Origin of the sequence: Pseudomonas costantinii, assembly GCF_001870435.1 — a bacterium.
GTDB classification, from domain to species: domain Bacteria; phylum Pseudomonadota; class Gammaproteobacteria; order Pseudomonadales; family Pseudomonadaceae; genus Aquipseudomonas; species Aquipseudomonas costantinii.
Genome location: NZ_MDDR01000011.1, coordinates 1 through 24,670, shown reverse-complemented (window position 1 = coordinate 24,670; position 24,670 = coordinate 1). Strand labels below are relative to the sequence as shown.

Here is a 24,670-nt window from a genome sequence, read left to right as displayed (position 1 = left end):
ATGTCTGATTCGATTATTGCGCCTGCGGTAATGCCGTTGCCGCAAGCGAACAACTGGAAGGATAAGCTCGCGTACCTGGCACACCAACTGCGTCGAAGCCCCCTGACCATGGCGGGGCTGTTGATCACGCTGGCCGTGCTGCTGGTCATGATCTTTGCACCCTGGTTGGCGCCCCATGACCCCAATGCGCTGAACCTGGCCCAACGTTTGGCGGCGCCTTCGTCGCAACATTGGTTTGGTACCGACGAAGTCGGTCGTGACCTGTTCAGCCGGGTCTTGTACGGCAGTCAGCAATCAGTGGGTGTCGGCCTGTTTGTGGCCTTTACCTCGTGCCTGGCGGGCGGCCTGCTGGGCTGTATGTCAGGCATCATTGGCGGACGCTTTGACAGCTTGGTCATGCGCATGATGGACATCATGCTATCGGTGCCCTCACTGGTGCTGATCATGGCCCTGGCCGCAGCGTTAGGCCCCAGCCTGTTCAATGCGATGCTGGCGATTACCTTGGTACGGATTCCCTTCTATGTACGTTTGGCACGCGGTCAGGCCCTGAGCATTCGGCAGATGGGCTACGTAAAAGCCGCCGAGACCTTCGGCGCCGGGCGCTGGCATATGGTGATTTGGCATGTGGCCCGCAATGCCATGCCACCACTCCTGGTCCAGCTGAGTCTGGATATTGGCAGCGCAATCCTGATGGCCTCTGCATTGGGCTTCATCGGTTTGGGCGCCCAGCAACCTACTGCCGAGTGGGGGGCCATGGTCGCTACCGGGCGCAACTACATTCTTGATCAGTGGTGGTACTCCACCTTTCCAGGGGTCGCGATATTGATTACAGCAACCGGGTTCAACTTATTGGGCGACGGTGTACGCGACCTCCTCGACCCGCGTCAGCAGGGGAAATGAGCATGCCAGTTCAATCACCGCTATCTGCTCGCCCAAGCGAATCCGTGCTGTCCATCGACAATCTCAGGATCGAATTCCCGGCCTACCGTAGCACCGTAAAAGCGCTCAATGGTGTGTCCATAGACGTCAGGGCCGGCGAAATTGTCGGTGTGATCGGTGAGTCCGGCTCGGGCAAATCGGTGACGGCGATGCTCAGTATGCGTTTGCTACCGGAGCACGCTTATGAGGTCAAAAGCGGGACGCTGAATATTCTGGGGCGGGACATGCTGGCCGCAGAGGAAAAGGATCTGCTCAAGGTCCGTGGCAAAGATGTTGCCATGATTTTTCAAGAGCCGATGACTGCGCTCAACCCAACCCGGCGTATTGGCCGCCAGATGCTCGATGTGATCATTCATCACCAGAAACTGAGCAAGACGGATGCTCGCGATAAAGCAATCGCCTTGCTGCGGGACATGCACATCGCTGACCCGGAGCAGGTCATGAACAGCTACCCATTCGAGCTGTCGGGCGGTATGCGTCAGCGGGTAATGATTGCCTTGGCGTTTTCTTGTGACCCGCAGTTGTTGATTGCCGACGAACCGACCACGGCGCTCGACGTAACCGTCCAGCGTCAGGTCTTGCTGCTTCTGCGCGAAAAGGCTCGCCAACGGGGTACTGCGATTCTGCTGATTACTCACGACATGGCCCTGGTTTCGCAGTTTTGCGACCGGGTTTATGTGATGTACACCGGAGCAGTGGTTGAGCAAGGCATTACCGCTCAGGTGATGGCTGACCCACGTCACCCTTACACAAAGGGCTTGCTCAGTGGCTTGCCGGAGCAGGTCGAGCCGGGTCAGGACCTGATAACGATCCCCGGCCAAGTGCCCAATCTTTCCGCATTGCCTGAGGGCTGCACGTTTCGCGACCGCTGTGGCTACGCAATGCCTGAATGCACCGAGCGTCCACCGATGCGGACCATCAATGTCGATACCGGTCAAAAAAGCGCTTGCTGGTTAGCTGAGCCGCCCCGGACCTCATCCACGGAGTCGCAGTCATGAACGACGTACTCATGCAACCGTACCTTGCCACTAACCCGGCAATCCTGGGATTACAGGACGTCAGGGTGCATTACTCCATGGGGACTGACTGGCTAGGCAGACCCAAAGCGGTGGCGCACGCATTGAACGGTATCGACCTGGATGTGCATGCGGGTGAAACCCTGGGCATTTTGGGAGAGTCCGGCTGCGGAAAGAGCACCTTGGCACAACTGCTGATGGGCCTGATCAAACCTACGTCCGGTAAGCTGGATTGGGTTTACAACACCTCAAGCGAGCGCAGCAGCAATGTCCAGATTGTCTTTCAGGACCCTCAGTCTTCGCTGGACCCGCGCCTTCCGATCTGGAAGATCATCACCGAGCCGCTCTTCGTACAGCGCTCTGCCCCGCGCCGTGACATGCGCGATATCGCCGCGAAAGTAGCCTCCCAAGTGGGCATTCGCACCGAGTATCTTGATCGGTACCCTCATCAGTTTTCGGGGGGCCAGCGCCAACGCATTGCCATTGCCCGCGCGTTGTCGTCGGACCCTGACATTATCGTCCTGGATGAGCCGACCTCCGCCCTGGACATTTCAGTGCAGGCGCAGATATTGAATCTGTTGAGCGAATTGCAACGGACGCGGGAGCTGACCTATATCCTCATCTCCCACAACGTGTCTGTCGTGCGGCATATGGCTGACCGCGTGGCCGTCATGTATCTGGGGCAGATTGTAGAATTGGGTTCTGCCGCGCAAGTACTCGAACATCCACGTCATCCTTATACGCAACTGCTCCTTGAAGCAGTCCCCCGGCTTGGGGTCCGCGTAGATGACGCGCATGCATCGGCACCCACAGAGTTACCCGGTAATCGTAATCTGCCCAAAGGATGCTTTTTTCGAGACCGTTGTCCGAAGGCGACGGTTGGCTGTGATCGACCCCAGGCGCTACTACCGTCTAAAACTACCGGCAGTGGCGAGCAGGTCAGATGTCATCTGGAATCCGTTGCGCAACCTCTACCAGTGTAGAGACCAAGGACGTTCGATCAAATTATTATCGGGCGTAAAATTTGCAACTTCCCGATGATTCAACGGGGGCTTCGCTCCTCACCAGAGAAAGGATGCGCCATGGAACAGTTAGAGATGAACGCAGCATTGGTGATCATTGACATGCAACAGGGCATGAACCACCCAAAGCTCGGGCGGCGGAACAATCCAGATGCAGAGTTGCAGATACAGTCCCTGCTGGTGGCGTGGCGACAATCTCAGCGTCCAATCGTCCATGTCCGGCATATGTCTCGCTCGCCCGACTCAGTATTTTGGCCGGGGCAGCCAGGCTGTGAGTTTCAGGAAGCATTACAACCCCTCGCACACGAGCATGTACTGGAGAAAAACGTTCCGGATGCGTTCACTGCCACGGGCCTGGAACGGTGGTTACATATGCGCTCGATCAAGCAATTGGTGATCGTTGGGGTGATTACCAACAACTCTGTCGAGTCTACGGCGCGATCCGGCGGTAACCTGGGCTTTGAGGTGATAGTGGCTGCGGATGCCTGCTACACGTTTGATCAAACCGATTTATCGGGACGGTTATGGCCAGCGGAAGACGTGCATGCGCTGTCGCTCAGCAACCTGGCGATGGACTATGCCAGGGTTATGGAGACGGCCCAAATCCTTGGTTGATCGTTGGGTCATGGTTCAGGCTCAAACACCCCTACAGACTGGAGAAGTAAACATGTCCAACTCACTTCCCTTGCCAGAGGTCTTTAATTTTGAGGGCCGAACCGTTCGTTGGGGCCGCATCGGCAACCAGGGTTCAGCCGTCGTGATGGTGCACGGCACGCCGTTTTCGTCCTATGTCTGGCGGCGCATCGCCCCCCTGCTCGCCCAGCACCATCAGGTGTTCTATTACGACCTGCTCGGCTATGGGCAGTCCGAAAAAGCCGAAGGCCAAGACGTTTCACTGGGCGTTCAGAACAACGTACTGGCAGCGTTGCTGGAGCATTGGGGCCTTGAGCAACCGCAGGTGGTGGCCCACGATTTCGGCGGTGCCACGGCCTTGCGCACGTACCTGCTCAATCACGTGGCCTACGCCAGTCTCACCCTGATCGACCCGGTGGCGATTGCACCGTGGGGCTCGCCGCTGATCCAGCATGTACGTCATCACGAGCAAGCCTTCAGCGGTGCGCCGGCGTATGTCCACGAGGCGATTATCAACGCGTATATCCAGGGTGCGGTCTTCAGGCCGCTGCATGCCGAAGACTTGCAAGCCTACGTCACACCGTGGACGGGCGACATCGGGCAAGCCGCGTTCTACCGCCAGATCGCACAGATGGATCAAGCCTTCACCGACGAAATCGAGCATCGGTTCAACGAGATCAAATGCCCGGTGATGCTGCTATGGGGAGAAGAGGACCGCTGGATTCCTATCGAACAAGGCGATGAACTGGCACGTAGAATTCCAGGTGTGAAGTACATTCGAGTGCCTGCAGCGGGACATCTGGTCCAGGAAGAGGCGCCGGAGGTGATTGTGGCGCATGTGTTGAATTTTCTACGAGCGTAGGCCACTCATTTCAGAGCGAGAAACTGACCGATGCGAATTGCCTGTCTTCATACTGCGCACAGCAACATTTCGGTGTTTGACGCCGCCGCAAAGGCACTGGGAGTCGGACCGGATGTTCTGCACCATGAAGTCCGGCCCGACCTTCTGGCAGCCGCTGAACAGGCCGGGCGCCTGACCGCCGAAATAGCCGATGCAACAGCCTCCGCGCTGACGACACTTGCGCAGCACGCTGACGCCGTTGTACTGACCTGCTCGACCTTGGGCCCGACAGTTGAAAACGTCGCAAAAAACACCCGCGTGCCCATTCTGCGAACCGATGAGGCCCTGGCCATCGCGGCAACTCAAGCAGGCGGCAAGATTGTGGTCCTGTGCGCGGTCCAGACAACCCTTGAATCCACCGCTCGCCTGTTCTACCAGGCAGCAAAACACTCCCATGCAACGGTGGACGTGCAGTTAGTCCCAGGCGCATGGGCACTGTTCAAGGCTGGTGATATCGACGGTTACCTGACGAGAATCGCCAGTGCGGCAGACCGCGCCTATGGTGAAGGCGCGTCCGTGGTTGCACTGGCCCAGGCCTCAATGTGTGCCGCGGCACTGCGGGTGACAACGGGACCAGCGCCGCTCACCAGTGCAACCGCCGGGCTGGTGGCTGCGCTCAAAGCCCTCGCGCAATGACACCTTGGCTGGCGGGCGGGAGCCCTATCTGCAGCAAGTAGGTCTCCAGGAACTCGATCGCCTCTGACGAGACAATCGCCCCGATATAGCCATCAGGGCGAACCAACACCCAATCTCCGCTCGCCAAATCGTAGGCACTTTGAAAATGCCCTTGGTCGTCGATCACGTCGCCCTGCGGGCCGACGTGATGGATACGCAGCCCCGCTCGAGACGCTACAGCCCCGCGCGCAGCCTCAAAACCCAGCAGGCTCCAGTGCGCGCCTTTGTACAGCTCGAACAACCGCAGCGATTGGCCCGCGGCGCCGCAAAGCCTTGCATCTGGCGCACGGTCACCGGCGAGCACATTGCCGGCACGCGCGGGATGCTCGAAGGCGATTGGCGAGTGCGGGTAGCCGATATCGAGTTGATGCACCTCCCTGCCCCGCCGCATGTCGCCACGCTTCATACCGTCCAGCAGCGCTGTCGACAGGCCAAGTACCGAGGCGGCAACCGGGCGCCGCTCTTCTTCGTAACTGTCGAGCAGCGCCGCAGGCGCGCCCTTGGCCACTGCTGCCAGTTTCCAGCCCAGGTTGTAGGCATCCTGCACGCTGGTATTGAGCCCCTGGCCGCCCGTCGGCGGATGAATGTGTGCGGCGTCGCCGACCAGGAATACTTGCCCGACACGGTAGTGATCAGCCAACCGGGCATTCATGGTGTAAGCCGAAGCCCAGGACACAGCATGCACCTGAATATCATCACGGCCTGTACGCTGCGCCAGCATCGCCGTCAGCCCCTCGGCGCCGATATCGATGTCGGCCTCCAGCGGGATTGGCCCCTGGATCTGGAACAGTTCGGTGCCGGCCAGCGGGCACACGGCGATCTGGCGTTGCATGTCGCCTTCGCCGAAACGATGCCAGTAGTCCGTTGCAAGGCCGGACAACACCACATCGGCCACCAGGGCCCGCACACCGAGCGTCTTGCCTGGGAACCCGATTTCAAGGGCATGCCGCACAAAGCTGCGGCCGCCATCGGCGCCCACCAGCCAGCGCGCGCGCAGTGTTTGCGGACCGGACTTGTCAACCAATTGCGCGGTGACACCGTTTACGTCCTGCTGGAACGCAACCAACTCACAACCAAAGTCCGGTTGGTGGCCCAGCTCGAGCAAACGCTCGCGCATCACACGCTCAGTCAGAAATTGCGGCACCATCAGCGGTTGCTGGTAAGGCTCGGCTGGCGTTGGGGCGTTGTGTTCGATGGCGTTCGCATCACTGTGACTGCCGTCGTCGCGGTATCGACGCTCAGTCGGATAGACTCCACCCAAGGCAAAAAGGCGGTCGAGTATCCCCAGGTCCTCGAAAACTTCTTGCGACCTGGGCTGAATACCTTTGCCACGCGAGCCGTGAAAAGGTTGGTCGTTTTTCTCGATCAGGCGGAAGCTGATGCCCCGTCTCGCCAAGTCAATCGCCAGGGTCAAGCCAGCCGCACCGGCACCACAAATCAGTACATCGACAGCGCATTGCTCGTTCATACGGGCCACCTATATGTGCAATACGCACATATTAAGAGGGAGAAACACAGTGTCAAGAAAAAGCGTGCAAAACGCACACATAAGCGCTCAACTGCGTGACTTGCATGGGTCACTGGTTGAAATTGTCGGGGTGATGAATCGCCCCCAGCGCGACGAAGCAATGGTCCGCGAGGCTGGGATTTCCCTGGACCGCGCGCTGTTTCCCTTGCTGGTGCTGGTTGAACGACTGGGGCCAATTGGTGTGGTCGAACTGGCCGACCGTGTGGGCCGCGACTACACCACAGTGAGCCGCCAGGTGGCCAAGTTGGAAACCCTCGGCTTGATCCTGCGCCAGGAAAGCGCCGTCGACCGCCGCGTGCGCGAGTCCGTCATTACCGAAAAAGGCAAGGTCATGACCGACCGTGTCGATGAAGCCCGCGAGAAAATTGGCGTGTCCATCTTCTCCACCTGGGATGAAGGCGACTTCGAAAACCTGGTGCGGTTGATGCGCAAGTTTGCCGAGGACATCAAGGACGACGCCATCATGTCTACGCAGGATTTGCGCTGATCAAGATGGCCGAATGACTAGTCCACGCTATTGCTTGTGGGGTGCTTCAAGTCCTAAAGCGTGGAGCGCTGAAAGTCCGCAAGCTGTTGCCACATCGCGACCGGGTTGGAATACATCGGAAAATGCCCGCAGTGGGCTATCGGCGCCAGGCGCACGCCTTGGGCCTGGATATGTGGCAGGTAGGACAGCGAGGCATTCTGCTCGCCGTACATAAACATGCGCGGGCATGGCAGCCCGAGGAATTTGCCCATCAGGTCGGCGTGGTCGGACAGCTCGACCATCGACTGAAAAATCCCGCGCACCGCACCTGCACGCACCTTGTGGCGCAGGCTCGCCGAATAGAGCGCGCTGGCGTATGCCGGCGCCTGGCGGGTGCGTTCGATAAACGCACTGAAAAACGCCTCAGGATTATCCGCCGGATAGTCGACGATCTGCCGACTGAGAAAGCAGTCTTCGGGGGCGATATTGCCTTCGATATCGGTGAAGCTCAGCACCCGTCCGGGGAAACGGTGTGCGAGCATCAGTGCGGTCAACCCACCCATCGAATGGCCGACCAGATGGAAGCGCTCAATCTTGAAATGCTCCAGCACCTGCAACGCCGTCTCCAGCAGGAACGGAATGCAGATTTTCGAGAGGTCGGCGCACTGGGTTTCACCGCAGCCGGGGGCGTCGTAGGCGACAAAGGGATGCCCGTCGAACGCCGGGTGCAGGACGATATCGGCGTAGTCTTCCTTGGTTGAACCAAACCCATGCAAAAACACGATGGGCGCGCGCTCGCCGGTGCGATGCAGGGCGGCGATGCTCAACGCAACGCCGTCTACCGTCAGCGGCAGAGTGGTATGGACGAACAACATGGCAGAGGCTCTTTGATCAAACAGGCTGCAACTTTCCAGGGTATTCAATGGGGTGTAAATAACGGATACCAGAACGTATTCATACGCCAATCGTATGAGCCTGGAGTTGCGCGACCAACTCCATCACCAAAGGGTTGGGCCGTTCGGTATTCCAGGCCACTGCCGTCGTCACCACATTGAGCTTCTGGGTCAAGGCGCGCAGCACCACGTTAGGCGGTGCAAGTTTCTTCAAGGAAGCCGGCACCAGCGCGATACCCTGGCCGCAACTGACAAACGCGATTTGCGAGGCCACCGAACGTACTTCATGCAACACCCGTGGTGAAAACCCACTGGCGCGGCAGGTGGCGATCAGGTTGTCGAAGTACACCGGGCTGACCTTGCGTGAAAACATCACCAGCGGTTCGGTGGCCAGGCTCGACAGGCTGATACGTGTCCTCGCGGCCAATGGATGGTCGACCGGCAAGGCCACCATCAGGCGGTCTTCCAGCAACGGCAACGACTGGATCGCAGGGCCCAGGTCGCCGTCGAGTCGGGCAAAAGCCAGGTCAATATCACCGGCTTCCAGGGCCGGCACCGCCTCTACGCTGTCTATTTCACGCACCGACACGGTGAGCTGCGGGTATTGCTGCTTGAGCTGATCGATCAAGCCCGGCAGTACATCAAACATGGCTGTGGAGATCGCGCCGATGGTCAGCATGCCCGACTGCCCCGCCACCGCCTCCTCCACCGCCAGCTCCAGGCGCTCCAACTGTTCGGCGAACTTGCGCACCGCCGGCAGAATCGCCGCGCCCACCGGCGTCAGCTTGGCCCCGCGCCGTGAGCGCTCGAACAACGTGACCTTCAAGGCTTGCTCCAACACCTGAATCTGCTCGCTCAATGGCGGCTGCGACATGCCGAGGCGCTTGGCGGCACGGCCAAAATTTTGTTCTTCGGCCACAGCGAGGAACAGCCAAAGGTGGCGAATCAGGCGAAAGTTGATCATGAGCGATCCATAGGCTTGGCGTATGCAATACGAGGTTTAACGCCAATATACCTATCTATCCCTGCTGTGAAACCATCCAGGCCACAAAGGATTGCAGTCGCGTGGAAAAGGCCTCGCGCTCGGCACTCGGGTTACGGGCCTCAAACAGAAAGTACGCAATCTGGATACGCATCGTCGGGTAATGCTGAACGAACAACCCGACATGTTCCTCGAGGGTGTGTGGCCACATCAACGCGTCTTCCACCCGCAGCGTGTGGGTGGCACGCAGCAGCTTGCGCGAAGCTTCACGCTGCAAGCGAAGTCGCTGCGGCACGCTATCGGCGTGGCTGATACGCGTCAGATACCCGTTCAACACCTGTTCGACGTCACCATTCAGGGCCAAGGCAATTTCACGGGAGGGCTCAAACCGTTCGAAGCGCAGAGAGAGATCATCGCCCCACACACAACGGCAATGATGCTTGAGCCAGAAGCCCCAGCGATTACTGTTTTTGGGCGCCAGCACTTCGGCGCGATGGCCAATATCGACGTCGATCTTGGTGACCACCGGATGCCGTAGTTCCAGCGCCTGCCGGAGCAGTTCCAACTGCTCAAGTGCCAGCGAATGAGGCGGCTCGCTAAATACCACCGTGAGATCAAGGTCCGAATCACCGGGCACCGCATCGCCCCTGGCGACACTGCCATAGACATAAATCCCATCCAGGCCAATGTCTGCCTGCGAAAGCGTCGCACAGACATCCGCCAGCAAGGGCTGAAATTCAGGCTGTAGGGGAGCATCGACAACGCTCAGGACAAAGCCATTCGCATCGACACCTGTAGGCTGCACTGTGCTCACGGGCGATGTACCTCGATCACCAGCCCCTCTGCCTCACTCGGCACACAGAAGTGGCGGGTGATCAGGTCAAACTCGGCATCGGTTGCGGCAAAATCATGCTCACCCTGGGCATTACGCGCATGCAGCCTGGCGCGGCAAGTGGCGTCGTCCAGTTCAAGGTAATGCAGGCAGTGCGGCACTTCAGCCGCCTGTGCCAGGCTGAGCAACCATTCGCGGTTGGCCAGTGTGTTGGCGGGAAAGTCCAGCACCACGTTAACGCCTGACTTCAGCAGATTGATCACCAGTGGCCCCAGTACACCGCGAATCCGCTGAGCACAGCGCAGGTAATCGGCAATGGACAGGATCTCAACGGGATAGAGCTGCGCGAGCCATTGATCTTCGCTGAGCACAATGGCCGCGTGTTCAGCGACGAGGGTCTTGGCGAGGGTGGACTTGCCGGAGGCAATCTTGCCGCACAGTAGATGCAGGGTTGGCATCAGAGGGTTCCTTATGTCAGTTCGAGGAGAATGCCCGGCGGATTGCAAGGAGGCAACAACCATCAACCCCAGGACTGTTCTGTATTGGCCTGCGAAGCCGATGCAAGGATGGGTGTGGAATCACCCTGCAAAATGTTTGACATACTTGCTAAAGGCAACAATATAATTGCCAAAGGCAACCATCAGGGCACTGTCATGTCTACCAGCATTCTTACCGAACGCGCCGGCATCATCCGTGGCTTTAACCGTTTCTACACGCACCAGATCGGCGTGCTGCAGGAGCACCTGCTGCAAAGCGACTTCTCACTCACTGAAATTCGGGTGATGTACGAGTTGTCCTCCCGTGGCGACCTGACCAGCGCCGACCTGTGCCAGATGCTGGGCCTGGATGCGGGCTACCTGAGCCGGCTGATCAGCGGGCTGGAAAAGAAAGGCCTGATCCAGAAAGTCCGTTCCGTCACCGATGCGCGCGCGGTGCAACTGCACCTCAGCGATCTCGGCCGATCGGTGCTGACGCCGCTGGAGCAAAAGACTCAACAGGAAGTTATCGCCTTGCTGGAAGGCTTGCCGGAACTGCAACAACAGCAACTGACCGCAGCGATGCAGCGCATCCAGGCGCTGCTGCAAGGCGGCGCGCCAAGCTACCTGCTGCGCGACCCGCAACCAGGTGACATGGGCCTGGTGGTGCAACAGCAATCCGCACTGTACGCACGCGAGTACAACTGGAACTGGGAGTTCGAAGCGTTGGTGGCGGAGATTGTCGCCAGGTACTTGCGCGAGTTTGACCCGGCATCCGAGCGCTGCTGGATCGCGGAAAAGGACGGCGAGGTGGTGGGTTCGGTGTTCGTCGTTCGCCATGACGAAACCACGGCCAAGCTGCGCATGCTCTACGTGGACGCCAGTGCGCGAGGCATGGGTATCGGTCATCGCCTGGTGGATGAATGCCTGCGCTTTGCTCGGCATGCCGGCTACAAAAGCATGATGTTGTGGACGGTGAACATCCTGACCGATGCGCGCAAGCTCTACCAGAAGGCCGGGTTCACCTTGGTGGAGGAAGAGCCAACCGTCAGTTTCGGCAAGACACTGATCAGTGAAACCTGGACCCGTGAGCTGTAATGCCCTCCCGCGCTGCGTGCAGCGCGGGAAGTTACACCTTACAGATCAGTGATTTCCTTATGGCGCGGCACCAGCGCTTTCATCACGCTCCACGCCACCAGGTAAGCCAGCGCACAGATCGCGAACATGATCATGTAGCCGGTGTGAATGTCATTGATGGATTTGTAGTAGTCGAACACCCAACCGCCGATCTTGGTCATCACCACACCGCCCAAGCCGCCGGCCATACCGCCGATGCCGACCACCGAGGCCACGGTTTTTTGCGGGAACATGTCGGATACGGTCGTGAAGATATTGCACGACCACGCTTGGTGCGCCGAGGCACCCACGCCAATCAGTAACACGGGCACCCAGAAACCGAGGTAACCGAACGGCTGCGCCAGCAATACCACCAGCGGGAATAGCGCAATCACCAGCATGGCTTTCATACGCCCGTCATACGGTGCATCACCACGCGCCATGAAGTAGCTGGGGAACCAGCCGCCACCGATGCTGCCGACCATGGTCATGCTGTACAACACGGCCAGCGGCATCACGATATCGGCGCCTTTCATGCCGTATTGCGCCGACAGGTAGGTGGGCAGCCAGAACAGAAAGAACCACCACACGCCGTCGGTCATGAATTTGCCGAAGGCAAACGCCCATGTCTGGCGGTAGGTCAGCAGCTTGAACCACGAGACTTTTTTAGGTGCCTCGCCCGCTACTGCAGGCGTGAACGGCTGCACGGTCTGGTCGCTGCGGATGTAGGCCAGTTCTGCGGCCGACAAGCGCTTTTGCTGGTCCGGTTTCTGGTAAAGGGCGATCCACACCGCGACCCACACGAAGCCCAATGCACCAATCACGATAAAAGCCGCTTCCCAGCCCCACAGGCCTGCGATCAGCGGCACGCAAATCGGCGCCAGGATCGCGCCCACGTTCGCGCCAGAGTTGAAAATACCGGTAGCCAGGGAGCGTTCTTTTTTCGGGAAGTATTCAGCGGTGGCTTTGATCGCAATCGGGAAGTTGCCCGCCTCGCCAATCGCCAACACTGCGCGTGACAGCATGAAACCAGCAATCGACACGGGAATCACCGCCAACCCGATCGCACCGCTGATCGCCGCGACGCCCTCGCCCATCGGCACCGCGAACGCATGCATGATGGCGCCTGTGGACCAGATACCAATCGCCACCACGTATGCGGCCTTGGTGCCGATCTTGTCGACAAAGCGTCCCGCAAACAGCATGGAGATCGCATAGACAAACTGGAACACCGCCGCAATGTTGGCGTAGTCGGTGTTGCTCCAGCCAAATTGCGTCGACAGTTGCGGCGCTAACAGACTGAGTACTTGGCGGTCGAGGTAGTTGACGGTGGTGGCAAAGAACAACATCGCGCAGATGGTCCAGCGATAATTGCCTACAGCTTGGCCAACGCGCTGGGCATTGATGGGCTCATTCAAATTCATGGCATCACTTTTTATTGTTTTTAGGTAGGACACACGTAACGTCATATGTCGTCGTACAACTACAACTTTTATAGCGGGCTCCCTATCCGCTGTCAATCTCAAAGATTGCGGTTTATCGAGGTGTTACGCAGATATTGAAATAATCAGGAATGCGCAGTCATAGGATGACAAACCCGGAATACCACGCTCGGCGCTTTGCCGGGGACATCATCGAGACTGCCGAAGCGCTGCATACCGAGCTTTTCCAACACCCGAATCGATGCTGCGTGATCGGGCCGCACCAGCCCGAATACCTCGGGTAAACCGAGCGTCTCAAATGCCAACACCAAGGCATCGCGGCCGACCTCGGTGGCATAGCCCTGCCCCCAGGCCTCGACGGCAAAGCGATAGCCAAGATTGATGCGTCGCTCGTTCAGGTAATTGAGTGACGCCACGCCACCAAAGCCGATGATGTGCTCAGGCTTCTCGCGACGGGCAATCGCCCACCAGCCGTAACCGTGGGCAGCCCATTGTTCGAGCCAATGGTTCAGCAAGCGTTGCGCGTCGGCAAGGCTCGCCATGGGGCCGGCGGGGTTGAACAGGTTGGTCTGCGGGTCGCCGAAGATCGCAAACAGTCGCTGCACGTCACTCGGTTGTGGCTTGCGGTAGATGAGGCGTGAGGCGTTGACGGGCATCTTGATAACTCCCTGGGGATTGATGAAGCTCATCACATCCGCAAAAAACGGTGAATTGTTTCGTATCCGCAGATCGACTAGCACTACCTGAAAAAATGACTCGGCGTCTTGCCGAACTGTTTCTTGAACATGCTGGTAAAGGCGCTCGGGCTTTCATAGCCCAACTCGATGGCGACATCGATGATCTTCTCCCCCACTGCCATACGTTCCAGCGCCAACAGCAACCGCGCCTGCTGGCGCCACTGGCCGAAGGTCATGCCGGTTTCCTTGCGGAACAAACGCTGGATGGTCTTCTGGTCCAGATCAAGTCGATCACTCCAATCCGCTACCGTCGAGGCATCGCCGGGATCGTGCTGCAGCGCCAGGCAAATTCGGTTGATACGCGGGTCGGCGGGCTGGGGCAGCGACAGCGGTAAGGCGGGTAAGATGGCGAGTTCATCGAGGATCAGGTGCATGATCCTGGCGTCGCGAGAATCTTCTGTGTAGGGCGGCTTCAAACTGACCGACGCTTTGATCAACTCGCTCAGCAAAGGCGAAACACTGACCGCCTTGGTCTCGGTCGGCAGGTTCGGGAAGCTGTCGGGGCGCACGAATACGCTGCGCATTTTCAGCGGCCCGACACAGCGCAGCGAGTGGACTTGCCCGCTGGGCATCCAGAATCCGCGATTGGACGGTACCGTCCACTGGTTCTGTGCCGAGTGCACCACCATCACGCCTTCGATGGCGTACAGCAGTTGGTGCTTCTCGTGGCTGTGGTCGGGGATCACCCAGTTCTCGGGATAGTCGGTGGCGGAACTGATCACAGCCCAGTCGCCCTCATCGATCTCTCGCAAAAATTTATCCAGTGATTTGATCATTTCGCCCTTTTTGCGATGGTTACTGCCCGAATTTCGTGAGACAGGCATTTTCGACGAATCTAGCATAAACGCCGAATCATTTTGTAATAGGTGGCGAGCTTAAGTACTCGCCGCCCCTGTTCGCTGCCTTGTATGGAATGCCTGCATGTCGACACTGACCGCGTCACCCGCCGCTGCAACCACTACGCCCCAGGTAAGCCCCTTGGTCATGCGCGTTCTCGGCGCCTGTGCCCTGGCGCACATGATCAATGACCTGATCCAGGCCGTGCTGCCGTCGATCTACCCGATGCTCAAAGCCAACTACGGGCTCAGTTTTACCCAGGTGGGCCTGATCACCCTCACCTTCCAACTGACCGCGTCCTTGTTGCAACCATGGATCGGCTACCACACCGACCGTCACCCCAAGCCCTGGCTGCTGCCCGCTGGCATGGTGAGTACCTTGATCGGTATTTTGATGTTGGCGTTTGTCGGCACCTTCCCGGCGATCCTGCTGGCGGCGGCGCTGGTGGGCGTCGGTTCGTCGACCTTTCACCCGGAAACCTCCCGTGTCGCGCGCCTGGCCTCCGGCGGACGTTACGGCCTGGCACAATCAACCTTCCAGGTCGGCGGCAACACCGGCAGCGCATTCGGCCCGTTGCTGGCGGCGGCGATCATCATTCCCTACGGCCAAACCCATATCGCCTGGTTCGGGCTGTTCGCCGTGTTCGCAATCCTGGTGCTGTATGGCTTAAGCCGCTGGTACCGCAACCACCTCAACCTGTTCAAGCTCAAGAGCGGCGGTAAAGCCACCCACGGTCTGTCGAAACGCCGCGTAACCTTCGCCTTGGTGGTGCTGGCAGTGCTGGTGTTTTCCAAGTACTTCTACATGACCAGCCTGACCAGCTACTTCACCTTTTACCTGATTGAAAAATTCCACCTGTCAGTTGCCAGCTCCCAGATGTACCTGTTCCTGTTTCTCGGCGCCGTGGCCGTCGGCACCTTCGTGGGTGGCCCGATTGGCGACAAAATCGGCCGCAAGAAAGTCATTTGGTTTTCCATCCTCGGCGCCGCGCCCTTCACCCTGGCCCTGCCCTATGTCGACCTGTTCTGGACAGCGGTGCTCAGCGTAGTGATCGGCTTTGTGCTCGCTTCGGCATTCTCGGCCATCGTGGTGTTTGCCCAGGAACTGGTGCCGGGCAATGTAGGGATGATTGCCGGTGTGTTCTTCGGCCTGATGTTTGGTTTCAGTGGGATTGGTGCCGCGTTGCTGGGTTTGCTCGCCGATAGCCACGGCATCGAGTACGTCTACAAATTGTGCTCGTTCCTGCCGCTGGTGGGGGTTCTAACCATACTGCTGCCTTCCACTAAAGGCGTTTAAAAACCCTACTGAGGAAACCGCCTTGAGCTCACAGCAATAGGGCGGTTCTCCTCAGTGTTGTACAGCCCCGTCCTATACTTGGAGTCAGCATAGGGCGTCGCCCTCACAAACCGTAGTTAACCGCCACACTTCTCCCCGTCTTCACCGACTCCAGCGCACAATCCGCCAGATGCAGCGCATACAACCCATCACGCACACTGGTCGGCAACGCCCGCCCGCTGTTCAGCGCGTCAATGAATTGCGTCAGCTCATTGCGATAAGCATCCGCGTACCGCTCCAGGAAAAAATGCTGCAACGGCTCCAGCGCCTCGGTGTGCTCAGCACTCCAGTGGCGCAAAGTACTGGGACGATGGTTATCGGTCAGCAGCACACCGTTGGCGCCGGATACCTCCACGCGCTGGTCGTAGCCATACACCGCCTGGCGGCAGCAGTTGATGTGGCATTGCTTGCCGGAGGCGGTGCGCAGCAACACCATCACGCTGTCATAGTCATCGATCTGCTCCAGGCTCGGGTCCACCAGGCGGCTGGCGAAAGCACTGACTTCCACCGGTTCTTCACCGAGCAAGTGGCGGGCAGTGTCGAAGTCGTGGATGGTCATGTCGCGCAGGATGCCGCCTGAGTGTTCCAGGTAGTCACGCGGTGCCAGGCCGGGGTCGCGACTGGTGATGATCACTTGGCGCACAGCGCCAATCTGGCCGGCGTCGAGGGCCTGGCGCAGGCGCAGCATGTCCGGGTCAAAGCGACGATTGAAACCGAGCATCACTTTACCGCCTTGGCGCTCAACGGCTTGCGCGGCGCTGCGGGCCTTGGCGATATCAAGGTCGATGGGCTTCTCGCAGAGTACCGCCTTGCCTTCGGCCACCGCCGCCAGCAGCAGGTCGATATGGGTGTCGGTGGGCGTGCCGATGACCACGGCGTCGATGTCTTTGCGGGTAAGTACAGCAGCGCAATCGTAGGCCGCCTCGCAGCCCAGTTGCGTGCTCAGCGCATCGACGCCTTCGCGCCAGGGGTCAGCCACCAGCACCAGCGTGGCATTGGGATGGGCGGCGACGTTGGCGGCGTGGATCTTGGCGATGCGCCCGGCACCGAGAACAGCGATACGTAGCATGGTCGAACTCCTGGATTTATTGTTGAGGGAGATTCAGTCCGGCAAGTTGAACGGCGTAACAATCTGCACCTGTGACGGCGCAATCGGCCCGGCCTTCCATAACCGGTGGTATTGCAGGATGTGCAGGAATACATGGCGGGCATCAATCTGCAGGTTGTGGTCGATGATCGCGGCAACCTTTTCTTCGAGCAGCAACTGGCGGTTTTCTTCGTCCAGGTCGTGACCGATAAACACTTCCAACTGGCGGTCGAGGGCGGCGAACGCATCGACAATCGCACGATTGCCGCCACCGACGCTGTACACCGCCTTGAGTTCGGGATGCTGTTTCAGGGCTTGGGTGACCCGTTCGAACGTGCGGTCATACACGCCGTAGCCGCCGCTGATATCCAGCACCCGCAAGTGCGCGGCACGCCCGCGCAGCCAGGCGCGAAAACCCATCTCACGCTCTTCTTCGCCACGGAACAGTTCGCTGCCGATCACCACCGCCACGTCCTGGGGTTTCGCGGGTAACCAGCGCGACATCAGGTAGGCGGCAGTTTGGCCGGCGGTGCGGTTGTCCATGCCCACATAGCCGATGCGCTCGCTTTGCGGCAGGTCCGTGACCAACGTCACCACAGGAATCCCTGCCGCAATTAACTGCTTCACCGCCTGGTTCACCGCAGGCTCATCGGCGGCCTTAAGCACCACGCCCTGGCTGCCGGTGTCGAGACAACGCAGCAACTGGTCGTGCATGGCCTGGGGTTCGATCTCTTCGAACAGGTGAAAACGCGGCGCGATGCGAAACGGCGCCAGGCTACCCAATTGCGCAATGATCGCCGCTTGCACCGCCGCGCTGAAGCGTTGAGGCGTGTGCATGATCACGTCGACATGAAACGTGCGCCCCACCGCCAGGCCATTTTTTTCCTGGGACTCCAACTCATCCAGCGCCTGCTCGATCCGCCGTTGAGTCTGCGCATGCACGCTGCCGCGACTGTGCAGCACGCGGTCGACCGTGGCTTTACTCACCCCCGCCTGGGTGGCGAGTTGCTTGATGGAGAAGTGTTTTGCGCGTTCGAGCATGCCATTCGCCTGAGGTGTTTTTGAGGTCTTTTTTGGGTATTACTGAGGTTTCACAATGCTAGTCTCAGTTTTGTCCGCCGTCGAGCGGGGCAACAAAAACAACAAAAAATCAGGAGAACCTCATGCCTCACACCGATCTCGCCACCTCATTCAGCGGCCAATATTTTGTCGTCACCGGCAGCACCCAGGGCCTGGGCGCGGCGGTAGCACATACCCTGGCACGACGTGGCGCCGCCGGACTGATCATCTGCGGGCGTCGCCGCTCCCAGGGCGAAGAGCAGGTACGGCAGCTGGCACAGCTGGATTGCCAGGCGTTTTTTGTCGAGGCCGATCTGGAGAAGGTTGAGGACTGCCGCGCGATCATTGAGGCCGCGCGCACTCACTTCGGCACCTTGCATGGGCTGGTGAACTGCGCCGGCATGTCGGATCGCGGCACCATTCTTGATACGTCGCCGGAACTCTTCGAGCGGCTGTTTGCGGTGAATGTGCGAGCGCCGTTTTTCCTGATGCAAGAAGCGCTGAAGTTGATGATCAGCCAGGGCGTGGAAGGCGCGGTGGTGAATATCCAGAGCGTCACCGGGCATGGTGGGCAATCGTTTTTGAGCGCCTATGCGGCGTCCAAGGGCGCGCTGGCGATCCTGACCAAGAACGTGGCGTTCAGCGCCCTACGCAACCGCATCCGTGTAAATGGCTTGAACATCGGCTGGATGGACACGCCCCACGAGGATCAAATCCAGCGCCAGTACCACGGTGCCCAGGACGGCTGGCTGGCTGCGGCTGAAAGCGCGCAGCCGTTCGGACGCCTGCTCAAGCCCGATGAAGTGGCGCAAAGCGTGGCGTTTTTGCTGTCCCGCGAATCAGGGATGATGACCGGCGCGGTGATCGACCTGGAGCAAGGCGTGGTCGGCTGCACCGACAGCAGCACCCCGCAACCGCACCAGGCCTTGAGCCTGCCGGGAGGTGTGTGATGTCGGCGTTCGTTAGCAGCGATGCGGTGCGTCTGGCGGATTTCAGTCGGGTGTGCGCACAAAGGGCCAGCGCGCAAGAGTATCCGCTGTGTGCTGAAGTGCTGAGCAATGTGCCGATCTACCAGGCCCACACGCTGCGTAACAGTGACCGCCTCAGCGTGATGAATGAATTGCACCGCCTGTTTCGCGATGGGCCGGGGGTGATGGTGGTGCGCCAAGCCTATGAAGACCTGGAGGTGGTGGACCGCCACAGCCAAGTGTTCGAGGCGATCTTTGCTAAAGAAGCAGCGCAAGGTGTAGCGGCTGACCACTTTGCCAAAGCCGGCAGCAATGGGCGCATCTGGAACGCGTTGCAGAAGGCGGCATCAGAGTCGCCGGCGTCCTTTGTCGAGTACTACGCCAACCCTTTATTGGGTTTGATTGCCGAGGCGTGGCTGGGGCCAAGCTTTCAGGTAACCGCGCAGGTCAACGTGGTGCATCCCGGTGGCCAGGCGCAGCAGCCGCATCGGGACTATCACCTGGGCTTCCAGACCACCGATGTGGTGGAGCGCTTCCCCCTGCCCTTGCACATGCTGTCCCAACACCTGACGCTGCAAGGCGCGGTAGCCCACTCCGATATGCCATTGGAAACCGGCCCCACCCAGTTGCTGCCGTTTTCCCAGCAATACGCATTGGGCTACCTGGCCTGGCGCCGCCCGGAGTTCATCGACTACTTCCAGCAACACGCCGTACAACTGCCGTTGAACAAGGGTGATCTGCTGTTCTTCAACCCGGCGCTGTTCCATGCCGCCGGCACCAACCGCACCCCGGACCGTCAGCGCATGGCCAACCTGCTGCAAATCTCATCGGCGTTTGGAAAGCCGATGGAAGCGCTCGATCGCGACCGCATGATGTTGGCGGTCTACCCAGTGTTGTTGGCCAATACATCGCTGAACGCTGAAGCCGTGGACGCAGTCATTGCCTGTACCGCCGACGGTTATTCCTTCCCCACCAACCTCGACACTGACCCACCCTTGCAGGGCCTGGCCCCGCAAACCGGGCAACAGTTGATGCGCCAAGCCCTCAACGAACGCTGGCCGCATTCGGACTTCGCCGCTGCCGTGGCGCAGATGCGCGCCAAGCGCCTAGCGTAAATCGTGTTTTCCAATGCTTTAACAACAAAAAGAACGGAGCAACCCATGAAAAAGCAACTCCTTGCAGCGCTGTTTACCCTCGCTGTTACCCCCTGGGCCCAGGCCGACATCCGCATCGGCGTGAGCATCGCCCAGGTCGACGACGTGTTCCTCGCGCAAATGCGTGACTACATGGCAGCCCATGCCAAGGAACTGCCCGGCGTGACCCTGCAATTCGAAGACGCCCAAGGCGATGTGGTGCGCCAACTCAACCAAGTGCAGAATTTCACCGCCCAGAATATGGACGCGATCATCGTCAACCCCGTGGACACGGCCGCCACGCAAAAGATGACCCTCAATGCGCAACAGGCCAAAACGCCGCTGGTGTATGTCAACCGCCGCCCGGACGCCCAACAACTGCCGCCGGGGGTGGGGTACGTGGGGTCAGATGAGGTCAAGGCCGGTGAAATCCAGATGCGCTACCTGGCCGAGAAAATGGGTGGCAAGGGCAACCTCGCAATCATGCTCGGGTTGCTCTCCAACAATGCCACGCACAATAGGACGCTGGGGGTGAAGACCGTGCTCAAGGACTACCCGGATATCAAAATCGTCGAGGAGCAGACAGCTGAATGGCAGCGCAGCAAGGCAATTGACCTGATGAACAACTGGATTGTGTCAGGCAAGAAAATCGATGCCGTGGCGGCCAATGCCGATGAAATGGCCATCGGCGCGGCCATGGCGATCAGCCAGGCGGGGATGCAACCGGGCAAGGATATTCTGGTGGCCGGCAGCGACGGTGGCCCCGCCGGGTTGGACGCGGTGAAAAAGGGCCAACTGCTGGTGACGGTTTACCAGGACAACAAAGGCCAGGCGGTGGGCTCCATTGATCTGGCCTTGAAGATGGTGAAGAAGGAGCCGTACACCGCTGAGCTGACGATTCCTTATCAGCAGATCACCAAGGAAAACTACCAAGCGTTCCTCAATCCTTAAACCCGGCCATCAATACCTGAAGCTGCCAGGTTTATTGTGGCGAGCGGGCCTCAGCCCCGGTTTCCCGATCGCCACACAAACCCATTCACAACGATGTACAGCAGCGGCCCCACCGAAACGAAGACCGCCGTCAGCAAAAAATAAGGCACCACGGACGCCACCGAGCGTCCTCGCCCCAGCGCATCCCGGTACATCCACACACACGCAAGCGCTGCCATCAGGTACAGGTCGATGACCACCTGCGCCGTGTCCGGCCGCGACATCAGCTCCCGTCCAAACGCCAGCAGCGACTGCTCCGCCGTCAGCATCGTCGCGACGGTATACAGCGAAAACCCCAGCAAACCGGCCAGGGCGATATAGGGTCTGTGCATGGTCTCTTCCTTGGAATGATTGAGGCCCACGTTAGTGATAAGGTCGTGCCCCTCGCAATGACCTCGGAGGTCATGATCACGCCATGGACACCCCCTCTACCGCCGGCGAACAACTGCGCCAACTGCGTCGACACGCCAAGCTGAGCCAGTTGGACCTGGCCCTGATCACCGGTGTTTCGCAGCGCCACCTCAGTTGCATCGAAACCGGCCGCGCCAAGCCAAGCCCGGGCACATTGCATAGTCTGCTGACGGCATTGGATGCACCGCTGAACCAGTGCAACAGCGTGTTCCTCGCAGCCGGTTACGCCCCGCGTTACGCCGCCACCCCGCTCGCCGCACCGGCCATGGCGGCGATTCGCGAAGCCGTCAGTCATGTGCTGCACGCCAACAATCCCGCACCTGCAATTCTGCTGGGCAGCCAGTGGGAAGTGCTGGCTGCCAATGCCAGCACGGGCCTGTTGTTTGAGCTGGTAGGGATCAAACCAGAAGCGGCCGATGGCTTGAACCTGCTGACCACCCTTCTGCAAACAAGCGGCCTGGGCGATCATTTGATCAACGCCGAAGAGATCCGTACTCTGGCCTGGCAGCGGGCAGCCCGCGAGGCGCTGGGCAATCCTGCATTGGCGGCTTTGCTGGCGAGCTTACCCGCGCCGACCAACACCGAACTGCCCCATGAAATGCCACCCCTGGTGCTCACCCGCATTCGCTCAAGCCAGGGCGAACTGAATTTTCTGTCGACCTTCACCACCTTCGGCATGCCCCAGGACATCACCCTGACCTCACTGCGTATCGAACATCTGATTCCCGCGGATGACGCCACCTGGCAAGTCATGCGCGCCGCCTATGCCGATTATGCGGCGCTGGTTTTGTGAAATATCTGTACGTAGACTGCCGCCATACCTCCCACTTGAAGGCGGCGAAAAAAACGTGATGCAAGTTACCGAAGTCTCCATTGCGCAATTGCGCGCTGCGCTTGAAAGCGGCCAGACCACTGCCGTTGAACTGGTCCAGGCTTACCTGGCGCGGATCGATGCCTATGACGGCCCGCAGACCGCTACCGCGTTGAACGCCGTGGTGGTGCGCAACCCCCAAGCCTTGAAAGAAGCCGAAGCCAGCGATGCACGCCGAGCCAAGGGCGAAACCTTGGGGCCATTGGACGGCATTCCCTACACCGCCAAGGACAGCTACCTGGTGAAGGGCCTTACCGCTGCATCCGGCAGCCCGGCCTTCGCCAAGCTGACCGCGCATCGCGATGCCTTCACCATCGAACGCCTGCGTGCCGGCGGTGCCATCTGCCTGGGCAAGACCAATATGCCGCCGATGGCCAATGGCGGGATGCAACGCGGTGTGTATGGCCGCGCGCAAAGCCCGTACAACGCCGACTACCTGACGGCACCGTTTGCCTCCGGCTCGTCCAACGGCGCGGGCACCGCGACCGCTGCCAGCTTCGCCGCGTTCGGCCTGGCGGAAGAAACCTGGTCGAGCGGACGCGGCCCGGCGTCCAACAATGGCCTGTGCGCCTACACCCCGTCCCGTGGGGTGATTTCGGTGCGCGGTAACTGGCCGTTGACCCCGACCATGGACGTGGTGGTGCCGTACGCGCGCACCATGGCCGACCTGCTGGAAGTACTTGACGTAGTGGTCGCCGAAGACCCCGACACCCGTGGGGATCTGTGGCGCCTGCAACCGTGGGTGCCGATTCCGAGCGTCGCCTCGGTACGCCCGGCGTCCTACACCGAACTGGCGGTTGGCACTGCTGCCTTGGCTGGCAAGCGTTTCGGCGTGCCGCGCATGTACATCAACGCGGACCCTGAGGCCGGTACCAGCGAAAAACCGGGCATCGGCGGCCCTACCGGGCAAAAAATCAACACGCGTGCCACGGTGATCGACCTGTGGCAAGCCGCGCGAAAGGCACTTGAAGCAGCCGGTGCCGAGGTGGTCGAAGTGGATTTCCCACTGGTCTCCAACTGCGAAGGCGATCGCCCCGGCGCGCCGACAGTGTTTACCCGTGGCCTCATTTCCAAAGAGTTCCTGCACGACGAATTGTGGGAACTGTCCGCCTGGGCGTTCGATGACTTCCTGCGTGCCAACGGCGACCCGAGCCTGAACCGTCTGGCTGATGTCGACGGGCCAAAGATCTTCCCTCACGACCCGGGCACCCTGCCCAACCGTGAAGACGATTTGGCTGCCGGTATGGACGAATACGTGCGCATGGCCGAACGCGGCATCACGCCGTGGAACGAAATCAGCACCGTGCCGGATGGCCTGCGCGGCCTGGAGCAAACCCGTCGCCTGGACCTGGAAGACTGGATGGACAAGCTGGGGCTGGATGCGGTGCTGTTTCCTACCGTCGCCGACGTCGGCCCGGCAGATGCCGATGTGAACGAGCAATCGGCTGATATCGCCTGGAGTAATGGCATCTGGGTGGCCAACGGCAACCTCGCCATTCGCCACCTGGGGGTACCTACCGTTACCGTGCCGATGGGCGTGATGGCGGACATCGGCATGCCGGTCGGGTTGACGTTTGCCGGGCGCGCTTACGATGATTCGGCGCTGCTGCGGTTCGCCTCGGCGTTTGAAGCCACCGGCAGTAAACGCCTGATCCCGCCGCGTACACCGGCGTTGGCAGCAGGGTAAACGTGGTTCAAATGTGGCTTGCTTGCGAATGTGGTGGGTCGGTTGGTTGGGTATTGGCTCGGAGTACATATCCGTTGTTTGGGTAACGGCGGCTTATGGTTTCGCCCTTACGGCGACTCACTTTGGAAAAGCCCCAAAGTAAGCAAAGGGCTCTTGCCCCACCACTCGGCACCTCGCTGTGGCTCGGTGTGCCCGCACGCAGTCTTGAATCCGTGGGCCGCCGCGATGGGCCATCCCTGGCCCAGCGCGGCTAACCCGGCGTCCTGCCGGGTTACCCACGGATTCAAGCCTGCGTGCGGCCAGCGTGGTTAATGGGGCGCCTGAGATCAAGATCAAGATCAAAAGCAGAGCACGGCGGCCTGAAAGCCGACCTGAGTGGTGTGGATCAAGAGCCAGATCAGAAGCAGGGCAGGTTGCAGTTTCCCTGATATATGGAGCTCCCACATTATTCGACCGCTTTTGATCTACACCACTCAGGTCGGCTACTAGGCCGCCGTGCTGTTGATTTTGATTTTGATTTTGATCTTAGGCGCCCCGTTAAACCACGCTGGCCGCAAGTAGGCACGGTGGAGCGGGGAAACCGGCAAGGATGCCGGTTTAGCCGCGCTGGGCCAGGGATGGCCCATCGCGGCGA

25 protein-coding genes are annotated in these 24,670 nt (G+C 59.8%); 14 read left to right on the top strand and 11 right to left on the bottom strand.

Features of this window, described 5'->3' with window-relative positions:
* The 6 genes from ddpC (at position 1) to BFL40_RS07820 (ending at position 5,147) form a co-directional block, all read left to right on the top strand.
* Entirely contained in the window at positions 1-900 is a 900-nt protein-coding gene (gene ddpC / locus BFL40_RS07845; protein WP_071483427.1) for a D,D-dipeptide ABC transporter permease, read from the top strand.
* Positions 897-1,937 (top strand): ABC transporter ATP-binding protein, encoded by a 1,041-nt coding sequence (locus tag BFL40_RS07840; RefSeq protein ID WP_408003953.1) that lies wholly within the window; start codon positions 897-899, stop codon positions 1,935-1,937. Before ddpC ends, BFL40_RS07840 begins: the two co-directional genes overlap by 4 nt.
* Positions 1,934-2,938 (top strand): oligopeptide/dipeptide ABC transporter ATP-binding protein, encoded by a 1,005-nt coding sequence (locus tag BFL40_RS07835; protein ID WP_071483425.1) that lies wholly within the window; start codon positions 1,934-1,936, stop codon positions 2,936-2,938. Before BFL40_RS07840 ends, BFL40_RS07835 begins: the two co-directional genes overlap by 4 nt.
* 99 nt (positions 2,939-3,037) lie before the next feature.
* Positions 3,038-3,592, top strand: coding sequence for a cysteine hydrolase family protein (locus BFL40_RS07830; protein WP_071483424.1), 555 nt, complete (start codon positions 3,038-3,040; stop codon positions 3,590-3,592).
* A gap of 52 nt (positions 3,593-3,644) precedes the next feature.
* The gene (locus tag BFL40_RS07825) at positions 3,645-4,472 is read left to right on the top strand and encodes an alpha/beta fold hydrolase (RefSeq protein WP_071483423.1); all 828 of its coding nucleotides are present in this window, start codon (positions 3,645-3,647) and stop codon (positions 4,470-4,472) included.
* A 30-nt stretch (positions 4,473-4,502) separates the two neighbouring features.
* Positions 4,503-5,147 carry an aspartate/glutamate racemase family protein gene (locus BFL40_RS07820; RefSeq protein WP_071483422.1) on the top strand — a complete coding sequence of 215 codons (645 nt, stop codon included), beginning with the start codon at positions 4,503-4,505 and terminating at the stop codon, positions 5,145-5,147.
* Here BFL40_RS07820 and BFL40_RS07815 read toward each other — a convergent pair.
* Positions 5,128-6,654, bottom strand: a complete 1,527-nt coding sequence (locus tag BFL40_RS07815) for an FAD-dependent oxidoreductase (protein ID WP_071483421.1) — start codon at positions 6,652-6,654, stop codon at positions 5,128-5,130. The two genes, BFL40_RS07820 and BFL40_RS07815, sit on opposite strands and share 20 nt — an antisense overlap.
* Positions 6,655-6,718: 64 nt before the next feature.
* On the opposite strand from BFL40_RS07815, the gene BFL40_RS07810 reads away from it, so the two are divergent.
* The gene (locus tag BFL40_RS07810; protein WP_235864669.1) at positions 6,719-7,201 is read left to right on the top strand and encodes a MarR family winged helix-turn-helix transcriptional regulator; all 483 of its coding nucleotides are present in this window, start codon (positions 6,719-6,721) and stop codon (positions 7,199-7,201) included.
* Positions 7,202-7,254: 53 nt separating this feature from the next.
* Here BFL40_RS07810 and BFL40_RS07805 read toward each other — a convergent pair whose 3' ends face one another.
* From BFL40_RS07805 to BFL40_RS07790, 4 genes are all read right to left on the bottom strand, one after another.
* Complete coding sequence (locus BFL40_RS07805) at positions 7,255-8,055, bottom strand: alpha/beta fold hydrolase (protein WP_071483419.1); 801 nt, start codon at positions 8,053-8,055, stop codon at positions 7,255-7,257.
* 79 nt (positions 8,056-8,134) lie between these two features.
* The gene (locus tag BFL40_RS07800) at positions 8,135-9,037 is read right to left on the bottom strand and encodes a LysR family transcriptional regulator (protein ID WP_071483418.1); all 903 of its coding nucleotides are present in this window, start codon (positions 9,035-9,037) and stop codon (positions 8,135-8,137) included.
* Between the two features lie 55 nt (positions 9,038-9,092).
* On the bottom strand, positions 9,093-9,869 hold the full coding sequence (locus BFL40_RS07795) for a nucleotidyltransferase domain-containing protein (protein WP_071483417.1): 777 nt from the start codon (positions 9,867-9,869) through the stop codon (positions 9,093-9,095).
* A complete protein-coding gene (locus tag BFL40_RS07790) occupies positions 9,866-10,345 on the bottom strand; it encodes a P-loop nucleotide/nucleoside kinase family protein (RefSeq protein WP_071483416.1) in 480 nt (159 codons plus the stop codon). The genes BFL40_RS07795 and BFL40_RS07790 overlap by 4 nt, the downstream gene beginning before the upstream one ends.
* A gap of 195 nt (positions 10,346-10,540) precedes the next feature.
* Here BFL40_RS07790 and BFL40_RS07785 point away from each other — a divergent pair, with 195 nt between their 5' ends.
* Positions 10,541-11,461 (top strand): bifunctional helix-turn-helix transcriptional regulator/GNAT family N-acetyltransferase, encoded by a 921-nt coding sequence (locus BFL40_RS07785; RefSeq protein WP_071483434.1) that lies wholly within the window; start codon positions 10,541-10,543, stop codon positions 11,459-11,461.
* Positions 11,462-11,499: 38 nt separating this feature from the next.
* Here BFL40_RS07785 and BFL40_RS07780 read toward each other — a convergent pair whose 3' ends face one another.
* The 3 genes from BFL40_RS07780 to BFL40_RS07770 form a co-directional block, all read right to left on the bottom strand.
* Complete coding sequence (locus BFL40_RS07780) at positions 11,500-12,903, bottom strand: MFS transporter (RefSeq protein ID WP_071483415.1); 1,404 nt, start codon at positions 12,901-12,903, stop codon at positions 11,500-11,502.
* Positions 12,904-13,046: 143 nt separating this feature from the next.
* Positions 13,047-13,577, bottom strand: coding sequence for a GNAT family N-acetyltransferase (locus BFL40_RS07775; RefSeq protein ID WP_071483414.1), 531 nt, complete (start codon positions 13,575-13,577; stop codon positions 13,047-13,049).
* A gap of 83 nt (positions 13,578-13,660) precedes the next feature.
* A complete protein-coding gene (locus BFL40_RS07770; protein WP_071483413.1) occupies positions 13,661-14,482 on the bottom strand; it encodes an AraC family transcriptional regulator in 822 nt (273 codons plus the stop codon).
* Between the two features lie 97 nt (positions 14,483-14,579).
* On the opposite strand from BFL40_RS07770, the gene BFL40_RS07765 reads away from it, so the two are divergent.
* On the top strand, positions 14,580-15,791 hold the full coding sequence (locus BFL40_RS07765; protein ID WP_071483412.1) for an MFS transporter: 1,212 nt from the start codon (positions 14,580-14,582) through the stop codon (positions 15,789-15,791).
* Positions 15,792-15,894: 103 nt separating this feature from the next.
* Here BFL40_RS07765 and iolG read toward each other — a convergent pair whose 3' ends face one another.
* Both iolG and BFL40_RS07755 read right to left on the bottom strand, forming a co-directional pair.
* Positions 15,895-16,899 (bottom strand): inositol 2-dehydrogenase, encoded by a 1,005-nt coding sequence (gene iolG, locus BFL40_RS07760; RefSeq protein WP_071483411.1) that lies wholly within the window; start codon positions 16,897-16,899, stop codon positions 15,895-15,897.
* A 33-nt stretch (positions 16,900-16,932) separates the two neighbouring features.
* The gene (locus tag BFL40_RS07755) at positions 16,933-17,958 is read right to left on the bottom strand and encodes a LacI family DNA-binding transcriptional regulator (protein WP_071483410.1); all 1,026 of its coding nucleotides are present in this window, start codon (positions 17,956-17,958) and stop codon (positions 16,933-16,935) included.
* Between the two features lie 122 nt (positions 17,959-18,080).
* Here BFL40_RS07755 and BFL40_RS07750 point away from each other — a divergent pair, with 122 nt between their 5' ends.
* From BFL40_RS07750 to BFL40_RS07740, 3 genes are read left to right on the top strand one after another with little or no spacing between them, the layout of a single operon-like run.
* Positions 18,081-18,926, top strand: coding sequence for an SDR family oxidoreductase (locus BFL40_RS07750; RefSeq protein ID WP_071483409.1), 846 nt, complete (start codon positions 18,081-18,083; stop codon positions 18,924-18,926).
* Positions 18,926-20,059 (top strand): phytanoyl-CoA dioxygenase family protein, encoded by a 1,134-nt coding sequence (locus tag BFL40_RS07745; RefSeq protein ID WP_071483408.1) that lies wholly within the window; start codon positions 18,926-18,928, stop codon positions 20,057-20,059. Before BFL40_RS07750 ends, BFL40_RS07745 begins: the two co-directional genes overlap by 1 nt.
* Positions 20,060-20,104: 45 nt before the next feature.
* Positions 20,105-21,028, top strand: a complete 924-nt coding sequence (locus BFL40_RS07740) for a sugar ABC transporter substrate-binding protein (protein WP_071483407.1) — start codon at positions 20,105-20,107, stop codon at positions 21,026-21,028.
* A 50-nt stretch (positions 21,029-21,078) separates the two neighbouring features.
* Here BFL40_RS07740 and BFL40_RS07735 read toward each other — a convergent pair whose 3' ends face one another.
* On the bottom strand, positions 21,079-21,399 hold the full coding sequence (locus tag BFL40_RS07735; protein WP_071483406.1) for a DUF2834 domain-containing protein: 321 nt from the start codon (positions 21,397-21,399) through the stop codon (positions 21,079-21,081).
* Between the two features lie 83 nt (positions 21,400-21,482).
* Here BFL40_RS07735 and BFL40_RS07730 point away from each other — a divergent pair, with 83 nt between their 5' ends.
* Positions 21,483-22,271, top strand: a complete 789-nt coding sequence (locus BFL40_RS07730; RefSeq protein ID WP_071483405.1) for a helix-turn-helix domain-containing protein — start codon at positions 21,483-21,485, stop codon at positions 22,269-22,271.
* 55 nt (positions 22,272-22,326) lie between these two features.
* Positions 22,327-24,036, top strand: a complete 1,710-nt coding sequence (locus tag BFL40_RS07725; RefSeq protein ID WP_071483404.1) for an amidase — start codon at positions 22,327-22,329, stop codon at positions 24,034-24,036.
* The last annotated feature ends 634 nt before the right edge of the window (positions 24,037-24,670 follow it).